Source organism: Paracoccus indicus (assembly GCF_003056335.1).
Classification (GTDB): Bacteria; Pseudomonadota; Alphaproteobacteria; order Rhodobacterales; family Rhodobacteraceae; genus Paracoccus; species Paracoccus indicus.
On sequence record NZ_PYWA01000003.1, the window covers coordinates 269,726 to 287,980 of the forward strand.

20 protein-coding genes are annotated in these 18,255 nt (G+C 64.0%); 14 read left to right on the forward strand and 6 right to left on the reverse strand.

All coding sequences use genetic code 11. The annotated features are described in order from the left end of the window. Genes DDE75_RS06610 through DDE75_RS06620 form a run of 3 tightly spaced genes read left to right on the forward strand, consistent with a single transcriptional unit; the run spans position 1 to position 2,505 of the window. Complete coding sequence (locus DDE75_RS06610) at positions 1 to 1,077, forward strand: PhoH family protein (RefSeq protein ID WP_108501582.1); 1,077 nt, start codon at positions 1 to 3, stop codon at positions 1,075 to 1,077. After that, positions 1,070 to 1,564: an rRNA maturation RNase YbeY gene (ybeY, locus tag DDE75_RS06615; protein ID WP_108501583.1), complete on the forward strand. Its 495-nt coding sequence runs from the start codon at positions 1,070 to 1,072 to the stop codon at positions 1,562 to 1,564. The genes DDE75_RS06610 and ybeY overlap by 8 nt, the downstream gene beginning before the upstream one ends. Further along, positions 1,564 to 2,505: a hemolysin family protein gene (locus tag DDE75_RS06620; RefSeq protein WP_418304175.1), complete on the forward strand. Its 942-nt coding sequence runs from the start codon at positions 1,564 to 1,566 to the stop codon at positions 2,503 to 2,505. Before ybeY ends, DDE75_RS06620 begins: the two co-directional genes overlap by 1 nt. Before the next feature lie 4 nt (positions 2,506 to 2,509). Here the strand turns inward: DDE75_RS06620 and DDE75_RS06625 are convergent, their stop codons facing one another. Together DDE75_RS06625 and DDE75_RS06630 are read right to left on the reverse strand one after the other, a co-directional pair. Then, positions 2,510 to 3,454: an alpha/beta fold hydrolase gene (locus DDE75_RS06625; RefSeq protein ID WP_108501585.1), complete on the reverse strand. Its 945-nt coding sequence runs from the start codon at positions 3,452 to 3,454 to the stop codon at positions 2,510 to 2,512. 5 nt (positions 3,455 to 3,459) lie between these two features. Then, a complete protein-coding gene (locus DDE75_RS06630; protein WP_108501586.1) occupies positions 3,460 to 3,744 on the reverse strand; it encodes an SCP2 sterol-binding domain-containing protein in 285 nt (94 codons plus the stop codon). A gap of 122 nt (positions 3,745 to 3,866) precedes the next feature. On the opposite strand from DDE75_RS06630, the gene DDE75_RS06635 reads away from it, so the two are divergent. The 11 genes from DDE75_RS06635 (at position 3,867) to DDE75_RS06685 (ending at position 13,730) form a co-directional block, all read left to right on the forward strand. Further along, the gene (locus DDE75_RS06635; RefSeq protein WP_245894641.1) at positions 3,867 to 4,376 is read left to right on the forward strand and encodes a tetratricopeptide repeat protein; all 510 of its coding nucleotides are present in this window, start codon (positions 3,867 to 3,869) and stop codon (positions 4,374 to 4,376) included. Positions 4,377 to 4,385: 9 nt separating this feature from the next. After that, positions 4,386 to 7,238, forward strand: coding sequence for a helicase-related protein (locus tag DDE75_RS06640; RefSeq protein ID WP_108501747.1), 2,853 nt, complete (start codon positions 4,386 to 4,388; stop codon positions 7,236 to 7,238). A gap of 1 nt (position 7,239) precedes the next feature. Then, positions 7,240 to 7,575 carry an RNA-binding S4 domain-containing protein gene (locus tag DDE75_RS06645; protein WP_108501588.1) on the forward strand — a complete coding sequence of 112 codons (336 nt, stop codon included), beginning with the start codon at positions 7,240 to 7,242 and terminating at the stop codon, positions 7,573 to 7,575. Further along, positions 7,572 to 7,910 carry a ferredoxin FdxA gene (gene fdxA / locus DDE75_RS06650; RefSeq protein ID WP_108501589.1) on the forward strand — a complete coding sequence of 113 codons (339 nt, stop codon included), beginning with the start codon at positions 7,572 to 7,574 and terminating at the stop codon, positions 7,908 to 7,910. The genes DDE75_RS06645 and fdxA overlap by 4 nt, the downstream gene beginning before the upstream one ends. 316 nt (positions 7,911 to 8,226) lie before the next feature. After that, complete coding sequence (locus DDE75_RS06655; RefSeq protein WP_108501590.1) at positions 8,227 to 8,739, forward strand: CarD family transcriptional regulator; 513 nt, start codon at positions 8,227 to 8,229, stop codon at positions 8,737 to 8,739. A gap of 148 nt (positions 8,740 to 8,887) precedes the next feature. Next, positions 8,888 to 9,805, forward strand: a complete 918-nt coding sequence (locus tag DDE75_RS06660; protein ID WP_108501748.1) for a manganese-dependent inorganic pyrophosphatase — start codon at positions 8,888 to 8,890, stop codon at positions 9,803 to 9,805. After that, positions 9,805 to 10,674 carry a TIGR01459 family HAD-type hydrolase gene (locus DDE75_RS06665; RefSeq protein WP_108501591.1) on the forward strand — a complete coding sequence of 290 codons (870 nt, stop codon included), beginning with the start codon at positions 9,805 to 9,807 and terminating at the stop codon, positions 10,672 to 10,674. The genes DDE75_RS06660 and DDE75_RS06665 overlap by 1 nt, the downstream gene beginning before the upstream one ends. Before the next feature lie 174 nt (positions 10,675 to 10,848). Then, positions 10,849 to 11,292 (forward strand): MaoC family dehydratase, encoded by a 444-nt coding sequence (locus tag DDE75_RS06670; RefSeq protein ID WP_108501749.1) that lies wholly within the window; start codon positions 10,849 to 10,851, stop codon positions 11,290 to 11,292. 31 nt (positions 11,293 to 11,323) lie between these two features. Further along, positions 11,324 to 12,253, forward strand: coding sequence for a bifunctional riboflavin kinase/FAD synthetase (locus tag DDE75_RS06675; protein ID WP_108501592.1), 930 nt, complete (start codon positions 11,324 to 11,326; stop codon positions 12,251 to 12,253). Further along, positions 12,253 to 12,693, forward strand: coding sequence for a YcgN family cysteine cluster protein (locus DDE75_RS06680; RefSeq protein WP_108501593.1), 441 nt, complete (start codon positions 12,253 to 12,255; stop codon positions 12,691 to 12,693). Before DDE75_RS06675 ends, DDE75_RS06680 begins: the two co-directional genes overlap by 1 nt. Then, positions 12,690 to 13,730 (forward strand): threonine aldolase family protein, encoded by a 1,041-nt coding sequence (locus tag DDE75_RS06685; RefSeq protein WP_108501594.1) that lies wholly within the window; start codon positions 12,690 to 12,692, stop codon positions 13,728 to 13,730. Before DDE75_RS06680 ends, DDE75_RS06685 begins: the two co-directional genes overlap by 4 nt. Here the strand turns inward: DDE75_RS06685 and DDE75_RS06690 are convergent, their stop codons facing one another. Genes DDE75_RS06690 through purL form a run of 4 tightly spaced genes read right to left on the reverse strand, consistent with a single transcriptional unit; the run spans position 13,731 to position 18,018 of the window. Beyond that, entirely contained in the window at positions 13,731 to 14,198 is a 468-nt protein-coding gene (locus DDE75_RS06690) for a CinA family protein (protein WP_108501595.1), read from the reverse strand. Then, positions 14,198 to 14,692: a phosphatidylglycerophosphatase A family protein gene (locus DDE75_RS06695; protein ID WP_108501596.1), complete on the reverse strand. Its 495-nt coding sequence runs from the start codon at positions 14,690 to 14,692 to the stop codon at positions 14,198 to 14,200. The genes DDE75_RS06690 and DDE75_RS06695 overlap by 1 nt, the downstream gene beginning before the upstream one ends. A gap of 3 nt (positions 14,693 to 14,695) precedes the next feature. Then, positions 14,696 to 15,841 (reverse strand): bifunctional 2-C-methyl-D-erythritol 4-phosphate cytidylyltransferase/2-C-methyl-D-erythritol 2,4-cyclodiphosphate synthase, encoded by a 1,146-nt coding sequence (locus DDE75_RS06700; protein ID WP_108501597.1) that lies wholly within the window; start codon positions 15,839 to 15,841, stop codon positions 14,696 to 14,698. Continuing rightward, complete coding sequence (gene purL, locus DDE75_RS06705; RefSeq protein ID WP_108501598.1) at positions 15,838 to 18,018, reverse strand: phosphoribosylformylglycinamidine synthase subunit PurL; 2,181 nt, start codon at positions 18,016 to 18,018, stop codon at positions 15,838 to 15,840. The genes DDE75_RS06700 and purL overlap by 4 nt, the downstream gene beginning before the upstream one ends. Between the last annotated feature and the right edge of the window lie 237 nt (positions 18,019 to 18,255).

Sequence of the window (18,255 nt, forward strand, 5' to 3'; positions counted from 1 at the left end):
TTGGGTCTTTCCCCAACGCCCCCCGTCGCCACCCCTTCGGCAGAAACCCTGCTGGAGTTTCCCGACAACCGCCTGCTGATCGATCTCTGCGGTCCCAATGACACCCATCTGGCGCGGATCGAGGAAGCCTTGGGCGTGCATATCCTGCGCCGCGGCAACCAGATTGCCATCGTCGGCGGCCCCGAGGCCCAATCCGAGGCCGCGCAGTTGCTGAACGGCCTTTATGCACGCTTGGAACAGCACCGCCCCGTCACCCCCGCCGAGGTCGAGGCCGCGCTCCGCATGGGTGTCGAACCCGCAAGCGAGGTGACCCGCGACGAGCAGCTGGAAATGTTCGCCCAAGGGAACTTCGAACTGCGTACGCGCAAGAAATCGGTCGAGCCGCGTACCGACGCGCAAAAGGCCTATGTCCGCTCGCTGTTCCAGCATGAACTGGCCTTCGGCATCGGACCTGCCGGCACCGGCAAGACCTATCTGGCGGTCGCGGTCGGCGTCACCATGCTGATCCAGGGCGAGGTCGACAAGATCATCCTGTCGCGCCCCGCGGTCGAGGCGGGCGAGCGTCTCGGTTTCCTTCCCGGCGACATGAAGGAGAAGGTCGATCCCTACATGCAGCCGCTTTATGATGCGCTGAATGACTTCCTTCCCGGCAAGCAGATGCAGAAGCTGATGGAGGAAAAGCGGATCGAGATCGCACCCCTGGCCTTCATGCGCGGGCGCACCCTGTCGCGCGCCTTCGTGGTGTTGGACGAGGCGCAGAACGCTAGCAGCATGCAGATGAAGATGTTCCTCACACGTCTTGGGGAAGGGTCGCGCATGGTCATCACCGGCGACCGCACCCAGATCGACCTGCCGCGCGGCATGCAGTCGGGGCTTGTCGATGCCGAAAAGGTCCTGAAGGACGTCAAGGGCATCAGCTTCAGCTATTTCACCGCCGATGACGTCGTGCGTCACCCGCTTGTCGCGCGGATCATCAAGGCGTATGACGCCGAGGAAATCGCGGCAGTGGCCCGCGGCCAGACAGAGGAAGCGCGCGGCCAATATGTTCCGCGCCGTGCAATGCGAAGCGATGGCTGACGATATAACGGTCGATTGCGTCATCGAAGACGACAGATGGCAGGCCGCCGACCTTGAAGGGTTGGCGGCCACCGCCGTGACTGCGACCCTCGAATGGGTGGAAACCGGCGGAGAGGTCGTGGTCATGGGCTGCGACGACGCCCGTATCGCGGCGCTGAACGCCGATTTCAGGGGCAAGCCCAAGGCGACGAACGTGCTGTCCTGGCCCTCGGAAGACCCCGAACCCCACGCCCCCGGCGAACGTCCCATGCTGCCCGAGGGTGAGGAATTGGGCGATATCGCGATCGCTTATGACACCTGCCTCGCCGAAGCACAGGCGCAGGGCAAGCCCTTCGACCATCATGTGATCCACCTGCTGGTGCATGCCACGTTGCATCTTTTGGGCTATGATCACCTGAACGACCCGGATGCCGAACTGATGGAGGCATCCGAGCGTGCAATCCTTGCGACGCTGGACATTCCAGACCCCTATCGGGAGACAGACTGATGAATTCGGAAGCTCGATTACCTGACTATTCCAACGACGACATGCCTGCCCGCAGGGTCGACATGTCCGAGGATGAAGAGCGCGAAAGTCCCAATCGCGGTTTCTTCGGTCGGGTCTTTCACGCATTGACCAATTCCGAATCACAAGACGATGAGAATCAAGGATCCGAAGACCGCCATTCCGGCAAGCCGGGCTTGGTCAACCTTCGCCGGATGCGCGTCGATGACGTGGCCATCCCCAAGGTCGAAATCATCGCCGCGCCCGCAAACATCACCCTTCCCGATCTGGTCGAGATGTTTCGCGAACATGGGTTTTCCCGAATTCCGGTCTTTCGCGGCACCTTGGACAGCCCGCTTGGCCTGCTGCACCTGAAGGATCTGGCGCTGAAACACGGTTTCGGCGAAGGTGGCAAGTTCACCTTGCGACCCATGCTTCGCCCCCTGCTTTACGTCCCCCCCTCGATGCCTATCGGCGTGTTGTTGCAACAGATGCAGCAGAAGCGGACGCATATGGCGCTGGTTATCGACGAATACGGCGGCGTCGACGGGCTGGTCACCATCGAAGACCTGATCGAGCAGGTCATCGGCGAGATCGAAGATGAACACGACGAGGTCGAGGGGGGCCTCTGGGTTCGCGAAAAGCCCGGCCAGTGGTTCATCCAAGCTCGCGCCAGCCTGTCCGACATCGAGGAGGAAACCGGCCTTCACCTGCTGGACGAGGAGGTCGACGAAGAGGTCGACACCCTTGGCGGTCTGATCTTCATGCTGGCGGGACGCGTCCCGTTGCGGGGCGAGGTCATCAGCCACCCCTCGGGGGCTGAGTTCGAGGTGGTCGAGGCCGATCCCCGTCGTCTGAAGCGCATCCGTCTGCGGATGCCAAGCGTGGGTACGCCCTCGGATCGCCCGGTCGCCCTGCAGAATGACCCCGAGCGCGAAGACTGATTGATCAGCTGGCCCTGAAGTGGGCCAGCATTGCCGCCATGAATTGATTCCTGCGGTCGGTGGTCTCAATCATGATCTCATGACGCGCGCCTGCGATCTCCAGCAGGCGCCCATTGGGCCAACGCTTGGCGCGGTCGCGAATGGCCTGCGCCGCGACCACCTTCTCCTCGGACCCCAAGGCCACCAGCATCGGAATATCGGGCGAGGCGAGCCGGGACAGGCGGGAACATTCGTTCAATGCCTGGCCGACCCAATCGAAACTGGCGCCACCGATGGTCAGCTGCGGCCAGTTTGCAGCCTCGCGCACCAGGCGCGCCCATTCGTCGACATTGCCGGTCAGCAAGTTGTCGTTGAAGCTTTCGTCCAGCACATAGGTATCCGACGCGCCCCCGCTGCCCGGAACGACATTGCCGCCGCGTCCGATCCGCCCCGCAAGGCTGGCGATCCCGCGCGCTGCCCCATGTTGGAAGGGGCGCAGGCTGATGCCCCACATGGGTGCCGAAAAGGCGGCGCTTTTGACCGGCAAACCGTTCATCAGCGCGGCCAGAGCGATGCAGCCGCCCATCGAATGGGCAAGCAGGTGCCAAGGCCGAGGCAACTCATGCTGCCCGGCCACGGCGACCATCTGTTCCACATCGCGCTGATAGTCCGAAAATTCCGTGATATGCCCCGGGCGGGGATCGTCCTGAAGCCGGTCCGACATGCCCTGTCCCCGCCAGTCGATGGCGAGGACGGCATAACCTTCATCGGTCAGGCGATGCGCGATAGGGGCATATTTCTCGACGTATTCGGTCCGGCCCGGAAACAGAAGGACCGTCCCGCTGGTATGCTTCCCTCGGGGTTGCCACAGGGCAATGCGCAGGCGCCTTCCATCATCGGCCGTGACGAAGAAGGCGCTGGCAGGCGCCAGCCCATCGTCGGGAAGCTGATGGAAGGGCGCCTGCTGCATGGGGCTCAAGACAGCTTCTGGCCCAGTTGCATGGCGACGCCCATCGAGCCGTCGACCTTCAGCTTGCCGGTCATGAAGGCGGTGGCGGGGTTGATGTCGCCGTTCAGGATGCCTTCGAAGGTGTCGCGGCTGGCGGTCAGGGTCACTTCGGACTCCTCGTCGCCCGCGTGAACGCCATTTTCGTTGATCATGATCGCGCCTTCATCCTCGATCACGAATTTCGCGGTCGAATCGAAGCTGTCGATCTTTTCGCCCAACTTGCGGACGGCTGCGTTCACAACATCGCTCATTTTGTACCTCATAGTGCGCTTTGGCTGGCACCCCGCCTGCTGGCCGGGTTACACCTTATCATATGAAGGCGTCCTTACAGGTTTTCCATACTGCCGTGACGGCATTGCGACACAAGGTGCTGATGATTTTCATCGTTCTTGCCGCGTCGCTGCCTGCCATGGCGCAGGACGACGCCTTCGCGCGGCTTGCAAACCCCGAGGGCGAGGGGTGGCGCATTGCCGAAAGCGACATCCTGCGCGAATGGTCGAAATCCGGTTCGGCGGCGATGGACCTGCTGCTGAAGCGCGGCGAGGATGCGCTGGACATGGGCGACATTCCGGCGGCCATCGGTCATCTGACGGCGCTGACCGACCATGCGCCGGATTTCGCCACGGGGTTTCAAGCGCGGGCCGCGGCCTATGCGGCTGCGGGGGACTTCGGTCCCGCCATGGCCGACCTGGCGCGCACGCTGGAATTGCAACCGCGCCAGTTCCAGGCGCTGACCCAGCTGGGCAGCATGCTGGAGGAGATGGGCGATGACGACCGCGCCCTTTCGGCCTATCGCCAAAGCCTGAAGATCCACCCCCATCAGCAAGAGGCAATTGATGGCGTCGCACGTCTGGAACGCAAGGCAATCGGTACCGATATCTAGGCCATGAACATGATGACGCGCGGACGGGTCACCGCAATCCTGGGCCCCACGAACACCGGCAAGACGCATGAGGCCATCTCGCGGATGCTGGGCCATCGCACTGGCGTCATCGGGCTTCCGCTGCGCCTTTTGGCGCGCGAGGTCTATGACCGCATCGTCAAGGCACGCGGTCCTTCCGTCGTGGCCCTTGTCACGGGCGAGGAACGCATCATCCCCGATCGCGTGCAGTATTGGGTCGCCACCACCGAGGCCATGCCCGACATCGCCACCGATTTCGTCGCCATCGACGAGATCCAGCTTTGCGCCGATCCGGGCCGCGGCCATGTCTTCACCGACCGCCTGCTGAACATGCGCGGCACCAAGGAGACATTGCTGCTGGGCAGTTCGACCATGCGCCCCGCCATCGCGGCGCTGATCCCCGACGTGCATTTCGTACAGCGCCCGCGCATGTCGCAGCTTTCCTGGGCGGGGTCGAAGAAGCTGTCGCGCATGCCTGCCCGCAGCGCCATCGTGGGTTTCAGCGTCGATGACGTCTATGCCATGGCCGAACTGATCCGCCGCCAGAAGGGAGGTTGTGCGGTCGTCATGGGCGCGCTTTCGCCCCGGACGCGCAACGCGCAGGTGGCGATGTATCAAAGTGGCGAGGTCGATTACCTCGTGGCGACGGATGCCATCGGGATGGGCCTGAACCTCGACATCAAGCACGTGGCCTTCAGCGCCACGCATAAGTTCGACGGCCGCCGCGTGCGCGAGCTGTTCCCGCACGAGATGGGCCAGATCGCCGGTCGGGCAGGGCGTCACACCGAATCCGGCACCTTCGGCGTCACGGGCGAGGCAGAGACCTTGGACCCCGGTTTGGTTGACGCGCTGGAAAACCACCGCTTTGCTCCGATCAGTCGTCTTGTCTGGCGGAACGCGCGGCTGGAATTCGGCACCATGGACCGCCTTGTCGAAAGCCTGGAGGCCGGATCGGGTCAGGAGCTTCTGGGCCGCGGACGCGAGGCCGATGACGTCGCCACGCTGAAGATCCTGCGCGAACTGCCCGAGATCAAGGACCGGGTGCGCGGCGGCAAGGACGTCCGGCTGCTGTGGGACGTCTGCCGCGTGCCCGATTTTCGCGGCATCAGCCAGATGGAGCATGCGACGCTGCTGGCGCGAATCTTCGGCTTCCTGCAGGATGGGACCATCCCGGCAGATTGGCTGGACCGCTCGATCAAGCGGATCGACAAGACGCATGGGGATATCGACGCCATCTCGAAGCGGCTGGCCTATATCCGCACATGGACCTATGTCGCGCAAAGAACCGGTTGGGTTCAGGACGAAAAGCATTGGCGCGGCGAGACACGCGCTGTAGAAGACCGCCTGTCAGACGCGTTGCACGCGGCGCTGACCCAACGATTTGTGGACCGGCGCACGTCCGTGCTGATGCGCCGGCTCAAGCAGAAGGAGAGCCTTGTGGCCGAAGTGAACGACAAGGGCGAAGTGACGGTCGAGGGCGAATTCGCCGGCCGTCTTGAAGGATTCCGTTTCCGCCCCGACCAGACCGCTTCGGCGGACGAGGCGAAGATGCTGAACCGCGCCGGCTACGAGGCATTGCGCCCCGAATTCCACCTGCGGGCGGACCGTTTCTACAACGCCCCCGACACCGAGATGGATTTCACCGAACAGGGTGGCCTGATGTGGGGCGAACAGGCGATCGGCAAGCTGGTCGCGGGGTCGGACCCGCTGCACCCCGGCGTGCAGGCCTTCGTCGACGAGGAAGCCGGTTCCGAGATCGCCGAAAAGGTCACCCGCCGCCTGCAGCATTTCATCGACCGCAAGATCGCCGCCGCCTTCGAGCCCCTGCTGGGCCTGCAGAAGGATGAGACCCTGACCGGTCTGGCCCGCGGTTTCGCCTTCCGCATGGTCGAGGCACTTGGCGTCCTGCCGCGCGAAGGCGTCGCCACCGAGGTCAAGGAACTTGACCAGGAATCGCGCGGGGCCCTGCGAAAGCATGGCGTGCGCTTCGGCCAGTTCACCATCTTCATGCCCGCGCTGCTGAAGCCCGCGCCGACGCGCCTGCGTCTGGTGCTGTGGTCGCTGTCCAAGGGTCTGAACGAATTCCCCGAAAGCCCGCCCCCGGGCCTGGTGACCATCCCGCATATCAGCGACCTGCCGTCCGAGGTCTATACGCTGTCCGGCTATCGTCCGGCCGGCGAACGCGCGATCCGCATCGACATGCTGGAGCGACTGGCAGATCTGCTGCGTGCACAGGACACGCGCGGCGGCTTCGAGGCCAATCCCGACATGCTGTCGATCACCGGCATGACGCTGGAGCAGTTTTCGGGACTGATGCAGGGCTTGGGCTATTCGGCCGAAAAGGGCGAACGCCCGAAGGTCAAATCGACCGAAACGCCGGTCGTGACGCCTGCGCCCGAGGGTGAGGCCTCGGCCGCGCCCATGACCGAGGAGGAATCGGTGCTGGCCGCGGAAACCCGCGCCAAATGGGAGGCCGAGCATCCCGCAGCCCCCGCCGCCGAGGGAACCGAAGCCCCGTCCGAGGATGTCGCACCGCCAGAGATGGAGGTGTTCTACACCTTCAAATGGGCACCCAAGCCGCGCGGCAACCGCCGTCCGCAAGGGGATCGTCCGCAGGGCGACCGTGCCGAGCGTCCGCAGGGCAACCGTGGCCCGCGCCGCGAGGGTGGCAAGAACGCCGCGCCTCATGGCGAACGCCGCGACCGTCAGGGCAAGCCCGGCGGCCCCAAGAAGGGCGGAAAGCCTGCGAATGCGGGTCCCAAGACCTTCTCCTCGCGTCCCGAAAAGAAGGCCGACCCCGACAGCCCCTTCGCCATCCTGGCGGCGCTGAAGGACAAATCCTGACGTGAGTGAAGCGGCTGCGGGTCTGCGGCTGGACAAATGGCTGTTCTTTGCGCGGTTCTTCAAGACCCGCGGCCTGGCTGCCGACCGCATCGAAGCGGGCGGCATCCGGGTGAACGGCCAGCCCTGCCGCAAGCCCGGCAAGACGGTGCGCATCGGTGACAGGCTGCGCATCTCGGCCTATCAGCAGATCCGTTACGTGACGGTCGTCGATATGGCCGACCGTCGCGGCCCTGCCTCGGAAGCAAGCCTGATGTATCTGGACGATGACGATGGGTTGATTGATCCCTCGGATGGGTCTAGTGACATCGCGAACCTCAAGACAAGAGTGCCCAGATGACCTATGTCGTGACCGACAACTGCATCATGTGCAAATATACCGACTGCGTCGAAGTCTGCCCCGTGGATTGTTTCTACGAGGGTGAAAACACGCTGGTCATTCATCCCGACGAATGCATCGACTGCGGCGTCTGCGAACCCGAATGCCCCGCCGATGCCATCCGCGCCGATACCGAGCCGGACATGGAAAAATGGGTCGAGTTTAACCGCAAGTATTCCGAGCAATGGCCCGTGATCACGCAGAAGAAGGACCCGCTGCCGACCGCCGCCGAAATGGACGGCAAGGAAGGCAAACTGGAAGAATACTTCTCGGAAGCGCCGGGTGCGGGCGACTGAGATGATTCGCGCGGGCAGGGTGCATAACCGACCGCGCTGACATGCAAGCCGCTGCCGCGATGGGGAAAGCCCTGTCGCGGTCAGTTTCGGTAATCTGCATACGACCGCTTTTTCCAGCGTCATTTTTATGTTATATATGCCCTAGACGTGCTTCTGGCGAAAGTCAGGGGCACTTTCGGGTTTATGCCCGATGCTGCCGTTCTCCGCGCCCTCTGCCGGGCCGGAGCATAAGTGAAAACCGAACGGGCCGAAGGTGGCGATAGCCTCCTGCGGGCCCTTGTGTCCGTGCCTGAGGACACCACCATAAGGAAGCCAGATGTCGAAATCCAAGAAGAACGAGTTCCGCCCCGATGACTTCGTCGTCTATCCCGCCCATGGTGTCGGCCGGATCGTGTCCATCGACGAACAGGAGGTTGCCGGTCTCAAGCTTGAGATGTTCGTCATTTCGTTCGACAAGGACAAGATGACCCTGCGCGTCCCGACCGCCCGCGCCACCGAAATCGGTATGCGCAGCCTGTCGACGCCGGATCTGATCGACCGCGCGCTGGAGACGCTGAAGGGCAAGGCCCGCGTCAAGCGTGCCATGTGGTCGCGTCGTGCTCAGGAATACGAACAGAAGATCAACTCGGGCGATCTGATGGCCATTGCCGAGGTGGTGCGCGACCTGCACCGCAGCGATGATCAGCGCGAACAGTCCTATTCCGAGCGTCAGCTCTATGAGGCCGCACTGGACCGTCTGACCCGCGAAGTCGCAGCCGTTGTCGGCCTTGACGAAGGCGGCGCCCAGAAGCGCGTCGAAGAGGTCCTGACCTCGCGCGCGGCCGCCTGATCGTACGATCACGCATAAATTGAAAGGGCGTCCCGCAGGGGGCGCCCTTTCTTCGTGAAGAAGCCGATGTTCCAAACGTGGACAACGCTTTTCGTCCCGCCTATAACCCCGGCGACAAACCCACCCTGCAGAACGATCGAGGCGTATGATGATCAAGGTTTTCGGCCACACCTCCCCCGACACGGATTCCACCGGCTCGCCCATCATCTGGGCATGGTATCTGAACGAAGTCCGCAAGACCCCCGCCGTGGCGGTCCTGCAGGGCGAACCCAATACCGAAGCGGCCTGGATGCTGACCCGCTGGAACCTGGACAAGCCGGAAATCATCGCGGATGTGGCTGCCGGCGACAAATGCGTCATCGTCGACACCAACAACCCCGCCGAGCTGCCCGCGTCGCTGGCCGATGCCGATGTGATCGAGATCATCGACCACCACCTGCTGGCCGGCGGCATCAAGACGCGTGCGCCCATCAACATCACCATCCGCCCGCTGGCCTGCACCGCCACCATCATGTACGACCTGATCGGTGACGACATGGCGCGTGCCCCCGAAGGCATCAAGGGCGCGATGCTGACCTGCATCCTGTCCGACACGCTGGAATTCCGCAGCCCGACCACCACCGCGCATGACCGTGCCGTGGCCGAGAAGCTGGCCGCCGATCTGGGCGTGAACATCACCGAATTCGCCGCCGACATGTTTGCCGCGAAGTCGGACGTCAGCGCCTTCGGCGACGACGCGCTGCTGCGGATGGACAGCAAGGAATACGAGTTGGGCGGCAAGAAGCTGCGCGTCTCGGTTCTGGAAACGACCGCGCCGCAGGTCCTGCTGGACCGCAAGGCCGCGCTGATGGCCGCCATGCCCGCCGTCGCCGCCGCCGACGGCGCCGACGAGGTGCTGCTGTTCATCGTCGACATCCTGCGCGAGGAAGCGACCCTTCTGGTTCCCAACGACTTCGTCAAGCAGGTCGCCGAGCGCAGCTTTGCCGCTACCGTCACAGGCGATACCGTCGTTCTGCCGGGCGTCATGAGCCGCAAGAAGCAGATCATCCCGGTCCTGGCCGTCTGATGACCCGCATCCTTCAGTCGCTGGCCGAGATTTCGGCCAGCTATGACGCGCTGTTCTGCGACCTCTGGGGCTGTCTGCACAACGGCAAGCAGCCCTATCCCGCGGCCGTCGCCGCCTTGCAGGCGTTCCGCGCCCAAGGCGGCAAGGTCTGCCTGATGACCAATGCGCCGCGCCCGAACCAATATGTCGTGGCTCAGCTGGACCGGATGGGCGTTCCGCGCGATGCCTGGGATCTGGTGGTCAGTTCGGGCGATGCGGCACAGGACGCGATGTTCGAGGGTGCCGTGGGCTGCAAGGTCTGGCACATCGGGCTGGCGAAGGATGACGGCTTCTTCACCGATATTCCGCAGGCCCATGTGAACAGCCCTGCCATCAGCCGGGTCGAACTGTCCGAGGCCGAGGGCATCGTCGCATCGGGTCCCTTCGATGAACTGAACGAAACGCCCGAGGATTACCGCGATCGTTTCCAAGACGCGATCGACCGTGGGCTGGTGATGCTATGTGCGAACCCCGACTTGGTCGTGGACATGGGCGACACCCGCATCTATTGCGCCGGTGCGTTGGCCGAGTTCTATGAGAGCATGGGCGGCAAGGCACTGTATTACGGCAAGCCCCACGCCCCGATCTATGATCGGGCGCGGCAGTTGATGGGCCTTGGGTCCGACGCCCGCTGTCTTGCCGTGGGGGACGGCATCGATACCGACATTCTTGGTGCAATGCAGCAGGGGATCGACTCGATCTTCGTGACGGGCGGACTGGCGGCGGATGCCTTCGGCAGCGACGTGGAAAACCCCGACGCCGACAAACTGCGCGATTGGCTGGATGCGCGGCACCGATTACCTGCCTATGCGATAGGGCGTCTTCGCTGAACTGCGCTACATCTAACTTCAAAAGCCCGCCCTCGTGCGGGCTTTTTATATGTCTCGGCCAGTCAGACAGATAATTCCCGAAATTGCGCCATTCAGGACATTTTATTGCGCTTCTATTTCGTTTCTGCTATGCAGCATGAACCAAGATGCAGCGGCAGGCGAATGGATCACGACATGCTGGACAACTTCCCGAAGGGCACCATTGTCATCGAGGATCTGGAGGTGGGCATGTCCCGCCATCTGCAAAAGCAGATCACCGATGAAGACATCCAGATGTTCGCCACCGTCTCGACCGACCGAAACCCGGTGCATCTGGACGATGACTATGCGCGCGACACGATATTCGAAGGGCGCATCGCCCATGGGATGCTGACGGCGGGGCTGATCTCGGCGGTGATCGGGGAACAGCTGCCGGGGCATGGCACGGTCTATCTGGGCCAGACGCTCATGTTCATGGCTCCGGTGCGTCCCGGCGACGTCGTCCGCGCCGAAGTGACGGTCGAGACGATCGATCACTCAAAAAGGCGTGTCACGCTTGCAACCCGCTGCCTCGTGGGCGATAGGGTCGTGCTGAAAGGCGAGGCGGTCGTGCTGGCCCCAAGCCGCAAGTTCGACTGACGGGACGCATGGGCGTTCCATTGGGGGCGCATTGCAGATCCATCGAGACTGGACAGGACAGCCGTCAGATGCCCGCGGGGCAAGCGTTGCCATGGGCAATTTCGACGGCGTTCACAAGGGCCACCGGGCCGTCATCGACGCCGCCCGCGCTGCCGGCGACGCGCCCTTGGGGGTCGTCACCTTCGAGCCGCACCCGCGGCAGTATTTCGTCCCCGACGCGCCGCCCTTCCGCCTGATGAACCCCGAGGCGCGCGCCAATCGCTTGGCACGACTTGGGGTCGATCATCTCTATGAATTGCCCTTCGACAAGGTTCTGGCCGGGCTGACACCGGAAGGCTTTGCGCGGCAGGTTCTGGCCGAGGGCTTGGGCGTGTCGCATGTGACCGTCGGCGCGGATTTCTGTTTCGGGAAGGACAGGAAAGGCACTGCCCGGACCCTTCAGGACCTGGGGCGCGAGCTTGGTTTCGGCGTGACCATCGTGCCGCTGATCGGGACGGGGGACGAGCAATACAGCTCGACCGCGATCCGCAAGGCGCTGACCGATGGCCGCACCCATGAGGCGGAGCGGATGTTGGGTCATTGGCACCGGATCGAGGGCGAGGTCGTGCATGGTGAAAAGCGCGGCCGCGAATTCGGCTGGCCGACCGCAAACCTGCGCATGGACGATCTGCACCTGCCACGCCTTGGCGTCTATGCCGTTCTGGTCGATATCCTGACGGGGCCGGACAAGGGACCGTGCCAGGGGGTCGCCTCGCTTGGGGTTCGTCCGATGTTCGGGCGGAACGAACCCAACCTCGAGGTGCATCTGTTCGACTTCGACGGCGATCTTTACGGCCACCACCTCTCGGTCGCCCTGGTCGATTTCCTGCGCGACGAGGCCAGTTTCGACGGCGTCGATGCCCTGATCGAGCAGATCGCGCAGGATGCCCGCGACGCCCGCGCCATCCTGGCGGGGCGCTGATGCGCGACCGCTTCTGGGAAGAGCCTCTGTCCAAGCTGACGCCGACCGAGTGGGAGGCGCTTTGCGACGGCTGCGGCAAATGCTGCCTGAACAAGATTGAGTTCGAGGATACCAACGAACTGGCCTTCACCCGCGTCGCTTGCAAGCTGCTTGACGGGCAGGCCTGCCAGTGCAGCAGCTATGCCAACCGCCACGACTTCGTGCCCGATTGCGTGGTTCTGACACCGGCGAAGATCAAGGAGATCGCCTGGTGGCTGCCCGCGACCTGCGCCTATCGCCTGCGCCACGAGGGCAAGCCGCTCTACGATTGGCACTACCTGATCTCGGGCGACCGCGAAACGGTGCATCAGGCCGGGGCCAGCGTTCGTGGATGGACGGTCAGCGAGCTGTCGGTCGAAGAAGATGACTGGGAAGATCACATCATCGAGGATCTGTCATGAATTTCGCCTCGGACAATGTCCATGCAGCCCATCCCGCGGTGATCGAAGCGCTGGTGCGGGCCAATTCGGGTGCCGCCAAAAGCTATGGTGCCGATCACATCACCGCCGAGGCCCAAGAGGCCATCCGCGACCTGCTGGAAGCCCCCGAGGCCGAGGTCCGCTTCGTGGCCACCGGCACGGCGGCCAATGCGCTTGTCTGCGCGCAGCTGTCCCCGCCCTATGGTCGGATTTATTGCCACGACGACGCGCATATTCAGACCAGCGAATGTGGTGCGCCCGAATTCTTTTCGCATGGTGCAAAGCTGGTCACGCTGCCCGGGACGGGGGGCAAGCTGACCCCGCAGATCCTGTCCCGCGCCATCGCCGAAGGTGCTGACGAGGGGCTGAACGGCGGGATGAACGCCATGGTCTCGATCACGAATGCGACGGAATGGGGAACGGTCTATACGCCCGACCAGGTGGCCGAACTGGCGCGCGTGGCGCATGAAGCGGGGCTGACCCTGCATATGGACGGCGCACGGTTTTCCAATGCTGTGGCCCATCTGGACTGTTCGCCTGCCGACGTGACGTGGCGGGCAGGTATCGATGCGTTGTGCTTCGGCGGCACCAAGAACGGCGCCATGGGGGCAGAGGCCGTAGTATTCTTCGATCCGGCGCGCGCAGCGGGGTTCGATTATCGCCGCAAGCAGGCGGGGCATGTCTTTTCCAAGAACCGCTTTCTGGCGGCGCAGATGCTGGCGCTGGCAACGGACGGGCTGTGGCGCAATCTGGCGGCGCAGGCCAATGCCAAGGCGCAGGTTCTGGGGCAGGCCGTTCAGGCAGGAGGGGGCCGGTTGTTGCAGCCCGTCCAATCGAACGGTGTCTTTGCCGCGATCCGTCCCGAAACCCATAAACGTGCGCAATCGGCAGGGGCCTATTATTACCCCTGGCCCGATCCTTCGGTCGAGGGGACGGACCTGATCCCCATCCGCCTGGTCTGTGCCTGGGATACGCCGGATGACGAGGTGCAGGCCCTGTCGGCCATTCTTACTGGCTGATCAGCCCTTCAGCGCGTCCAGCAGCAGTTGCAGGGCGTGTTGGACCGTCGCGGCGCGGACGTTGTGGCGACCGATCGCGCCGAATTCGACCGTCTCGGTCCGCGTGCCATAGGGTTGTGCGATGCCGAAGCAGACCCGCCCCTCGGGCTTGTGCTCGGAGCCACCGGGGCCTGCGATGCCGGTGACCGACACGGCAATGCCTGCGTCCGAATTGCGCAAAGCGCCTGCGGCCATCTGGGCCGCGACCTCTTCGCTGACGGCGCCGAATTCGGCCAGCGTATCCGCGGTGACGCCCAGCATCTGCTGCTTGGCCGCGTTGGAATAGGTGACGAAGCCGCGGTCGAAGGCATCCGAGGAACCGGGCACCTCGGTCAGAGCACCGGCGATCAACCCGCCGGTGCAGCTTTCGGCGGTGGCGATCATCACGCCACGGTCGCGTGCCGCCTGAAGAACCTCGGAGGCCTGCATTACAGCATCATCGGGATGTGGAAGGCGGCGGCAGCGATCATCGTGGCGATGCCCGCGAAAAGGCCCGCCCAGAGGTCGTCCATCATCACCCCCTTGGCGTCATGGCGACGGTCGGCGCGGCCAATGACGCCCGGCTTCCAGATGTCGAACAGGCGGAAGAACAGGAAGGCCGCGACCCAGCCCGGATAGGGAAAGCTATCAGTGGGCAGGCCCATCATCCAGAACCCGAACGAGGGGAACAGCAGGGCGATCCATTGGCCTGCCACCTCGTCGATGACGATCTCGCTGCGGTCGGGGTCGGTCATGCCCTTGGTGTGGCGTGCGACGGCCCAGAAGCCCGTGGCCGTAACCGCGATTGTCGCAACTGCCAGCAGCGGGAAATGCCCGATCCGGTGCAGCTGCAGACCAAGCGCCACCGCGACTGCCGATCCCCAGGTGCCGGGGGCGGGGCGCAGCAGACCCGCGCCGAACCAGATGCAAAGCAGGCGTTCCATGGGTTAATCCTTGATCAGGGTGACAGTGGCGATCGAGGCGATGCCCTCGCGCCGTCCGGTGAAGCCCAAGCGTTCCGAGGTGGTCGCCTTGACGCTGATGCGCCCGCCCTCCAGTCCCATGATGTGGGCAAGGCGGTCCTGCATGGCGGCGGCATGGGGGCCGATCTTCGGCGCTTCGCAGATCAGGGTCACGTCGGCATTGCCGAAACGAAAGCCCTGCTCGCGGGCCAGATCGGCGGCATGATGCAGAAAGATGCTGCTGTCGGCACCCTTCCATTGCGGGTCCGAGGGCGGGAAATGTCGTCCGATGTCGCCCATCGCCAACGCGCCATAGATCGCGTCCGTCAGGGCATGCATGCCGACGTCGGCATCCGAATGCCCGACCAGTCCGGCGTCATGGTCGATCCTGGTGCCGCACAGCCAGACATGGTCGCCTGGCCCGAAGGCGTGAACGTCATAGCCGTTGCCAAGGCGAATATCCATGCGACCCCCAAGGATGCGTTCGGCCCGCGCGAAATCGGCGGGATAGGTGATTTTCAGATTGTCTTCCGAACCCGGCGTGATGTCCACCGCATGCCCGGCCAACTGCGCCAGCTCGACATCATCGGCGGCCCCTTGCGGATGCGCACGATGGGCGGCAAGGATGGCATCGAGGCGGAAGCCCTGCGGGGTCTGGGCGCGGAACAGGTTCTCGCGCGATGCAGCGCCCGCAACGCGGTTACCCTCCGCACGCCACAGCGCGTCCGACACGGGCAAGGCAGGCGCTGCCGCGACCGAGCCTGCCTGAAGCGCGTCGATGACGCCTTGGATGACCGCATCCGACACCAAAGGTCTTGCGCCGTCGTGGATCAGAACATGGCTTGCCTGACCCTCCAGCGCTTGCAGGCCCGTACGGACGCTGGCGGATCGGCTGTCGCCTCCGGTGACAATGGTGACAGGTCCGGCATAGCGTGCGATGGCCGCGCTCATGTCGTCGGGGTGAATCACCAGCACCACGCGCTCGAACCCGGCAAAAGCCGCCAGCGCCCGGTCGAGGACCGGGCGTCCGGCGATTTCGCGCCATTGCTTGGGGTCGCCTGGCCCGGCGCGGGTGCCGCGTCCGGCCGCCGTGACGATGGCGGCATAACCCGCGGGGGCCGTGACGGTCATGCGTGGTCCGGCATGTCGCCCTTGATCGCCTTGGCGAAGGCGCTGCGATAGAGCTTCGACAGATCGGCCATGGCCACGCTGTCGTCGCCCATCGTGACCTTGTCGCCGCCGAAGCTGCCGACTACGACAACCGGAACCCCAGCTTCGTCAGCGGCAGCCTTCAGGTCATCGGCCGCCTTGGCCGAGCATGCGACCAGATAGCGGGCCTGATCTTCGCCAAACAACTGCGCGATTTCGGTGCTGTCCAACGTGATGCCCAGACCGGCAGCCTCCGCCATCTCGAAGGCGGCCAAGGCCAACCCGCCGTCGGAAAGATCCGTAGCCGAGCTGAAAGAGGCGCGGTTCGCACGCAGGAATTCGCCATGCAGGCGTTCGGCGGCCAGATCGACATGGGGGGCGTCGCCCGCCTCGATGCCGAAGGCCTCGGCTGCCAGTGCGGACTGGCCCAGGTGGCCCGTCGTGGTGCCGATGACCAGCGCCATGTCGCCATCACTGGGAAGCCCCGCAATCAGGTCGTCCAGATCGGCGATGAGGCCTACGCCACCGATGGTCGGGGTCGGCATGATGCCGCTGCCGTCTGTTTCATTGTAAAGCGACACGTTGCCCGACACGATCGGGAAGTCCAGTGCGCGGCAAGCTTCGCCGATACCTTTGATCGCGCCAACCAGCTGACCCATGATTTCAGGCTTTTCGGGGTTGCCGAAGTTCAGGTTGTCGGTCGTGGCCAAGGGCAGGGCGCCCACGGCGGTCACGTTGCGATAGGCCTCTGCCACGGCTTGCTTGCCGCCCTCGAAGGGGTTGGCCTTGACGTAGCGCGGGGTCACGTCGCTGGTGAAGGCCAGTGCCTTGCGGGTGCCGTGAACGCGGACGACGCCCGCACCCATGCCGGGGCGGCGGATCGTGTCTGCGCCGACCTGCGTGTCATACTGTTGCCAGACCCAGGCCTTGTGCGCGTGGTTCGGGCTGCCGATCAGCGCCTTCAGACCCTCGATGGGGGTGATGGCGGGCAGGGCGGGCATGTCACCGGCGGCAGGGGTTTCCACCCAAGGACGGTCGTATTCCGGTGCGCTGGACGCCAGCTTGGACAGCGGGATGTCGGCCATGACCGTGTCGCGGTGGACGATCAGGAAGCGATCCTCGGGGATGGTCTCGCCGACGATGGCGAAGTCAAGGTCCCATTTTTCGAAGATGGCACGGGCCTCGGCCTCTTTTTCGGGCTTCAGCACCATCAGCATGCGTTCTTGGGACTCAGACAGCATCATCTCGTAGGCGGTCATGTTGGTTTCGCGCTGCGGGACGTCGTCCAGCACCAGCTTGATGCCCAAGCCGCCCTTGTCGCCCATCTCGACGGCCGAACAGGTCAGGCCCGCGGCCCCCATGTCCTGGATCGAGATGACCGAGCCCGATGCCATCAGTTCAAGACAGGCCTCGAGCAGACATTTCTCGGTGAAGGGGTCGCCGACCTGAACGGTGGGGCGCTTGTCCTCGATCGTGTCGTCGAATTCGGCGCTGGCCATGGTGGCCCCGCCGACGCCGTCGCGTCCGGTCTTGGCACCCAGATAGACGACCGGCATGCCGACGCCCGAGGCCGCCGAATAGAAGATCTTGTCGGCATCGGCCAGGCCCGCCGCGAAGGCGTTGACCAGGCAGTTGCCATCGTAGGAGGCATGGAAGCGGACCTCGCCGCCGACGTTCGGGACGCCGAAGGCATTGCCATAGGCGCCGATCCCCTCGACCACGCCCTTGACCAGATGGGCGGTCTTGGGATGTTCGGGGCGGCCGAATGACAGGGCGTCCATGGCGGCAATCGGACGTGCGCCCATGGTAAAGACGTCGCGCAGGATGCCGCCAATGCCGGTCGCGGCGCCTTGGTGGGGTTCGATATAGCTGGGGTGGTTGTGGCTCTCCATCTTGAAGACCACGGCCTGCCCGTCACCGATATCGACGACGCCCGCGTTCTCGCCCGGGCCGCAGATGACCTGCGGGCCGTCGACGGGCAGCGTGCGCAGCCATTTCTTGGAGGATTTATACGAGCAATGCTCGTTCCACATCGCGCTGAAGATGCCCAGTTCCGTGAAGGTCGGTTCGCGCCCGATGATCTGCAGGATGCTGTCATATTCTTCGGGCTTGAGCCCGTGCGCGGCGATCAGTTCCGGGGTGATCGACGGTTCCTGCATGGTTGGGCCCTTCCTGCGCATGAAATCACGGGCCTTTTAGGGCCTTGTCACCGTCATGGGAAGGGTGGCTTTCGCCCTGTCGGAACAAAAAAAAGCCGGGCACAAGGCCCGGCCTAAGTCCAACAGGGAGGTAGAAGGTGATTAGCGATTACGCTGAACATCGCCTTCTCAGCTCGATTTATGTGCATGATGTGAACTTGGCAAGACTTTTGATGCTGCGTATGCAGCATAGCGGCC

Excerpts from the sequence above, each read along its gene's own strand:
- ybeY (WP_108501583.1), top strand. The coding sequence starts at position 1,070 with ATGGCTGACGATATAACGGTCGATTGCGTCATCGAAGACGACAGATGG.
- DDE75_RS06620 (WP_418304175.1), top strand. The coding sequence starts at position 1,564 with ATGAATTCGGAAGCTCGATTACCTGACTATTCCAACGACGACATGCCT.
- DDE75_RS06625 (WP_108501585.1), bottom strand. The coding sequence starts at position 3,454 with ATGCAGCAGGCGCCCTTCCATCAGCTTCCCGACGATGGGCTGGCGCCT.
- DDE75_RS06630 (WP_108501586.1), bottom strand. The coding sequence starts at position 3,744 with ATGAGCGATGTTGTGAACGCAGCCGTCCGCAAGTTGGGCGAAAAGATC.
- DDE75_RS06635 (WP_245894641.1), top strand. The coding sequence starts at position 3,867 with ATGATTTTCATCGTTCTTGCCGCGTCGCTGCCTGCCATGGCGCAGGAC.
- DDE75_RS06640 (WP_108501747.1), top strand. The coding sequence starts at position 4,386 with ATGATGACGCGCGGACGGGTCACCGCAATCCTGGGCCCCACGAACACC.
- fdxA (WP_108501589.1), top strand. The coding sequence starts at position 7,572 with ATGACCTATGTCGTGACCGACAACTGCATCATGTGCAAATATACCGAC.
- DDE75_RS06655 (WP_108501590.1), top strand. The coding sequence starts at position 8,227 with ATGTCGAAATCCAAGAAGAACGAGTTCCGCCCCGATGACTTCGTCGTC.
- DDE75_RS06660 (WP_108501748.1), top strand. The coding sequence starts at position 8,888 with ATGATCAAGGTTTTCGGCCACACCTCCCCCGACACGGATTCCACCGGC.
- DDE75_RS06665 (WP_108501591.1), top strand. The coding sequence starts at position 9,805 with ATGACCCGCATCCTTCAGTCGCTGGCCGAGATTTCGGCCAGCTATGAC.
- DDE75_RS06670 (WP_108501749.1), top strand. The coding sequence starts at position 10,849 with ATGCTGGACAACTTCCCGAAGGGCACCATTGTCATCGAGGATCTGGAG.
- DDE75_RS06680 (WP_108501593.1), top strand. The coding sequence starts at position 12,253 with ATGCGCGACCGCTTCTGGGAAGAGCCTCTGTCCAAGCTGACGCCGACC.
- DDE75_RS06685 (WP_108501594.1), top strand. The coding sequence starts at position 12,690 with ATGAATTTCGCCTCGGACAATGTCCATGCAGCCCATCCCGCGGTGATC.
- DDE75_RS06690 (WP_108501595.1), bottom strand. The coding sequence starts at position 14,198 with ATGCAGGCCTCCGAGGTTCTTCAGGCGGCACGCGACCGTGGCGTGATG.
- DDE75_RS06695 (WP_108501596.1), bottom strand. The coding sequence starts at position 14,692 with ATGGAACGCCTGCTTTGCATCTGGTTCGGCGCGGGTCTGCTGCGCCCC.
- DDE75_RS06700 (WP_108501597.1), bottom strand. The coding sequence starts at position 15,841 with ATGACCGTCACGGCCCCCGCGGGTTATGCCGCCATCGTCACGGCGGCC.
- purL (WP_108501598.1), bottom strand. The coding sequence starts at position 18,018 with ATGCAGGAACCGTCGATCACCCCGGAACTGATCGCCGCGCACGGGCTC.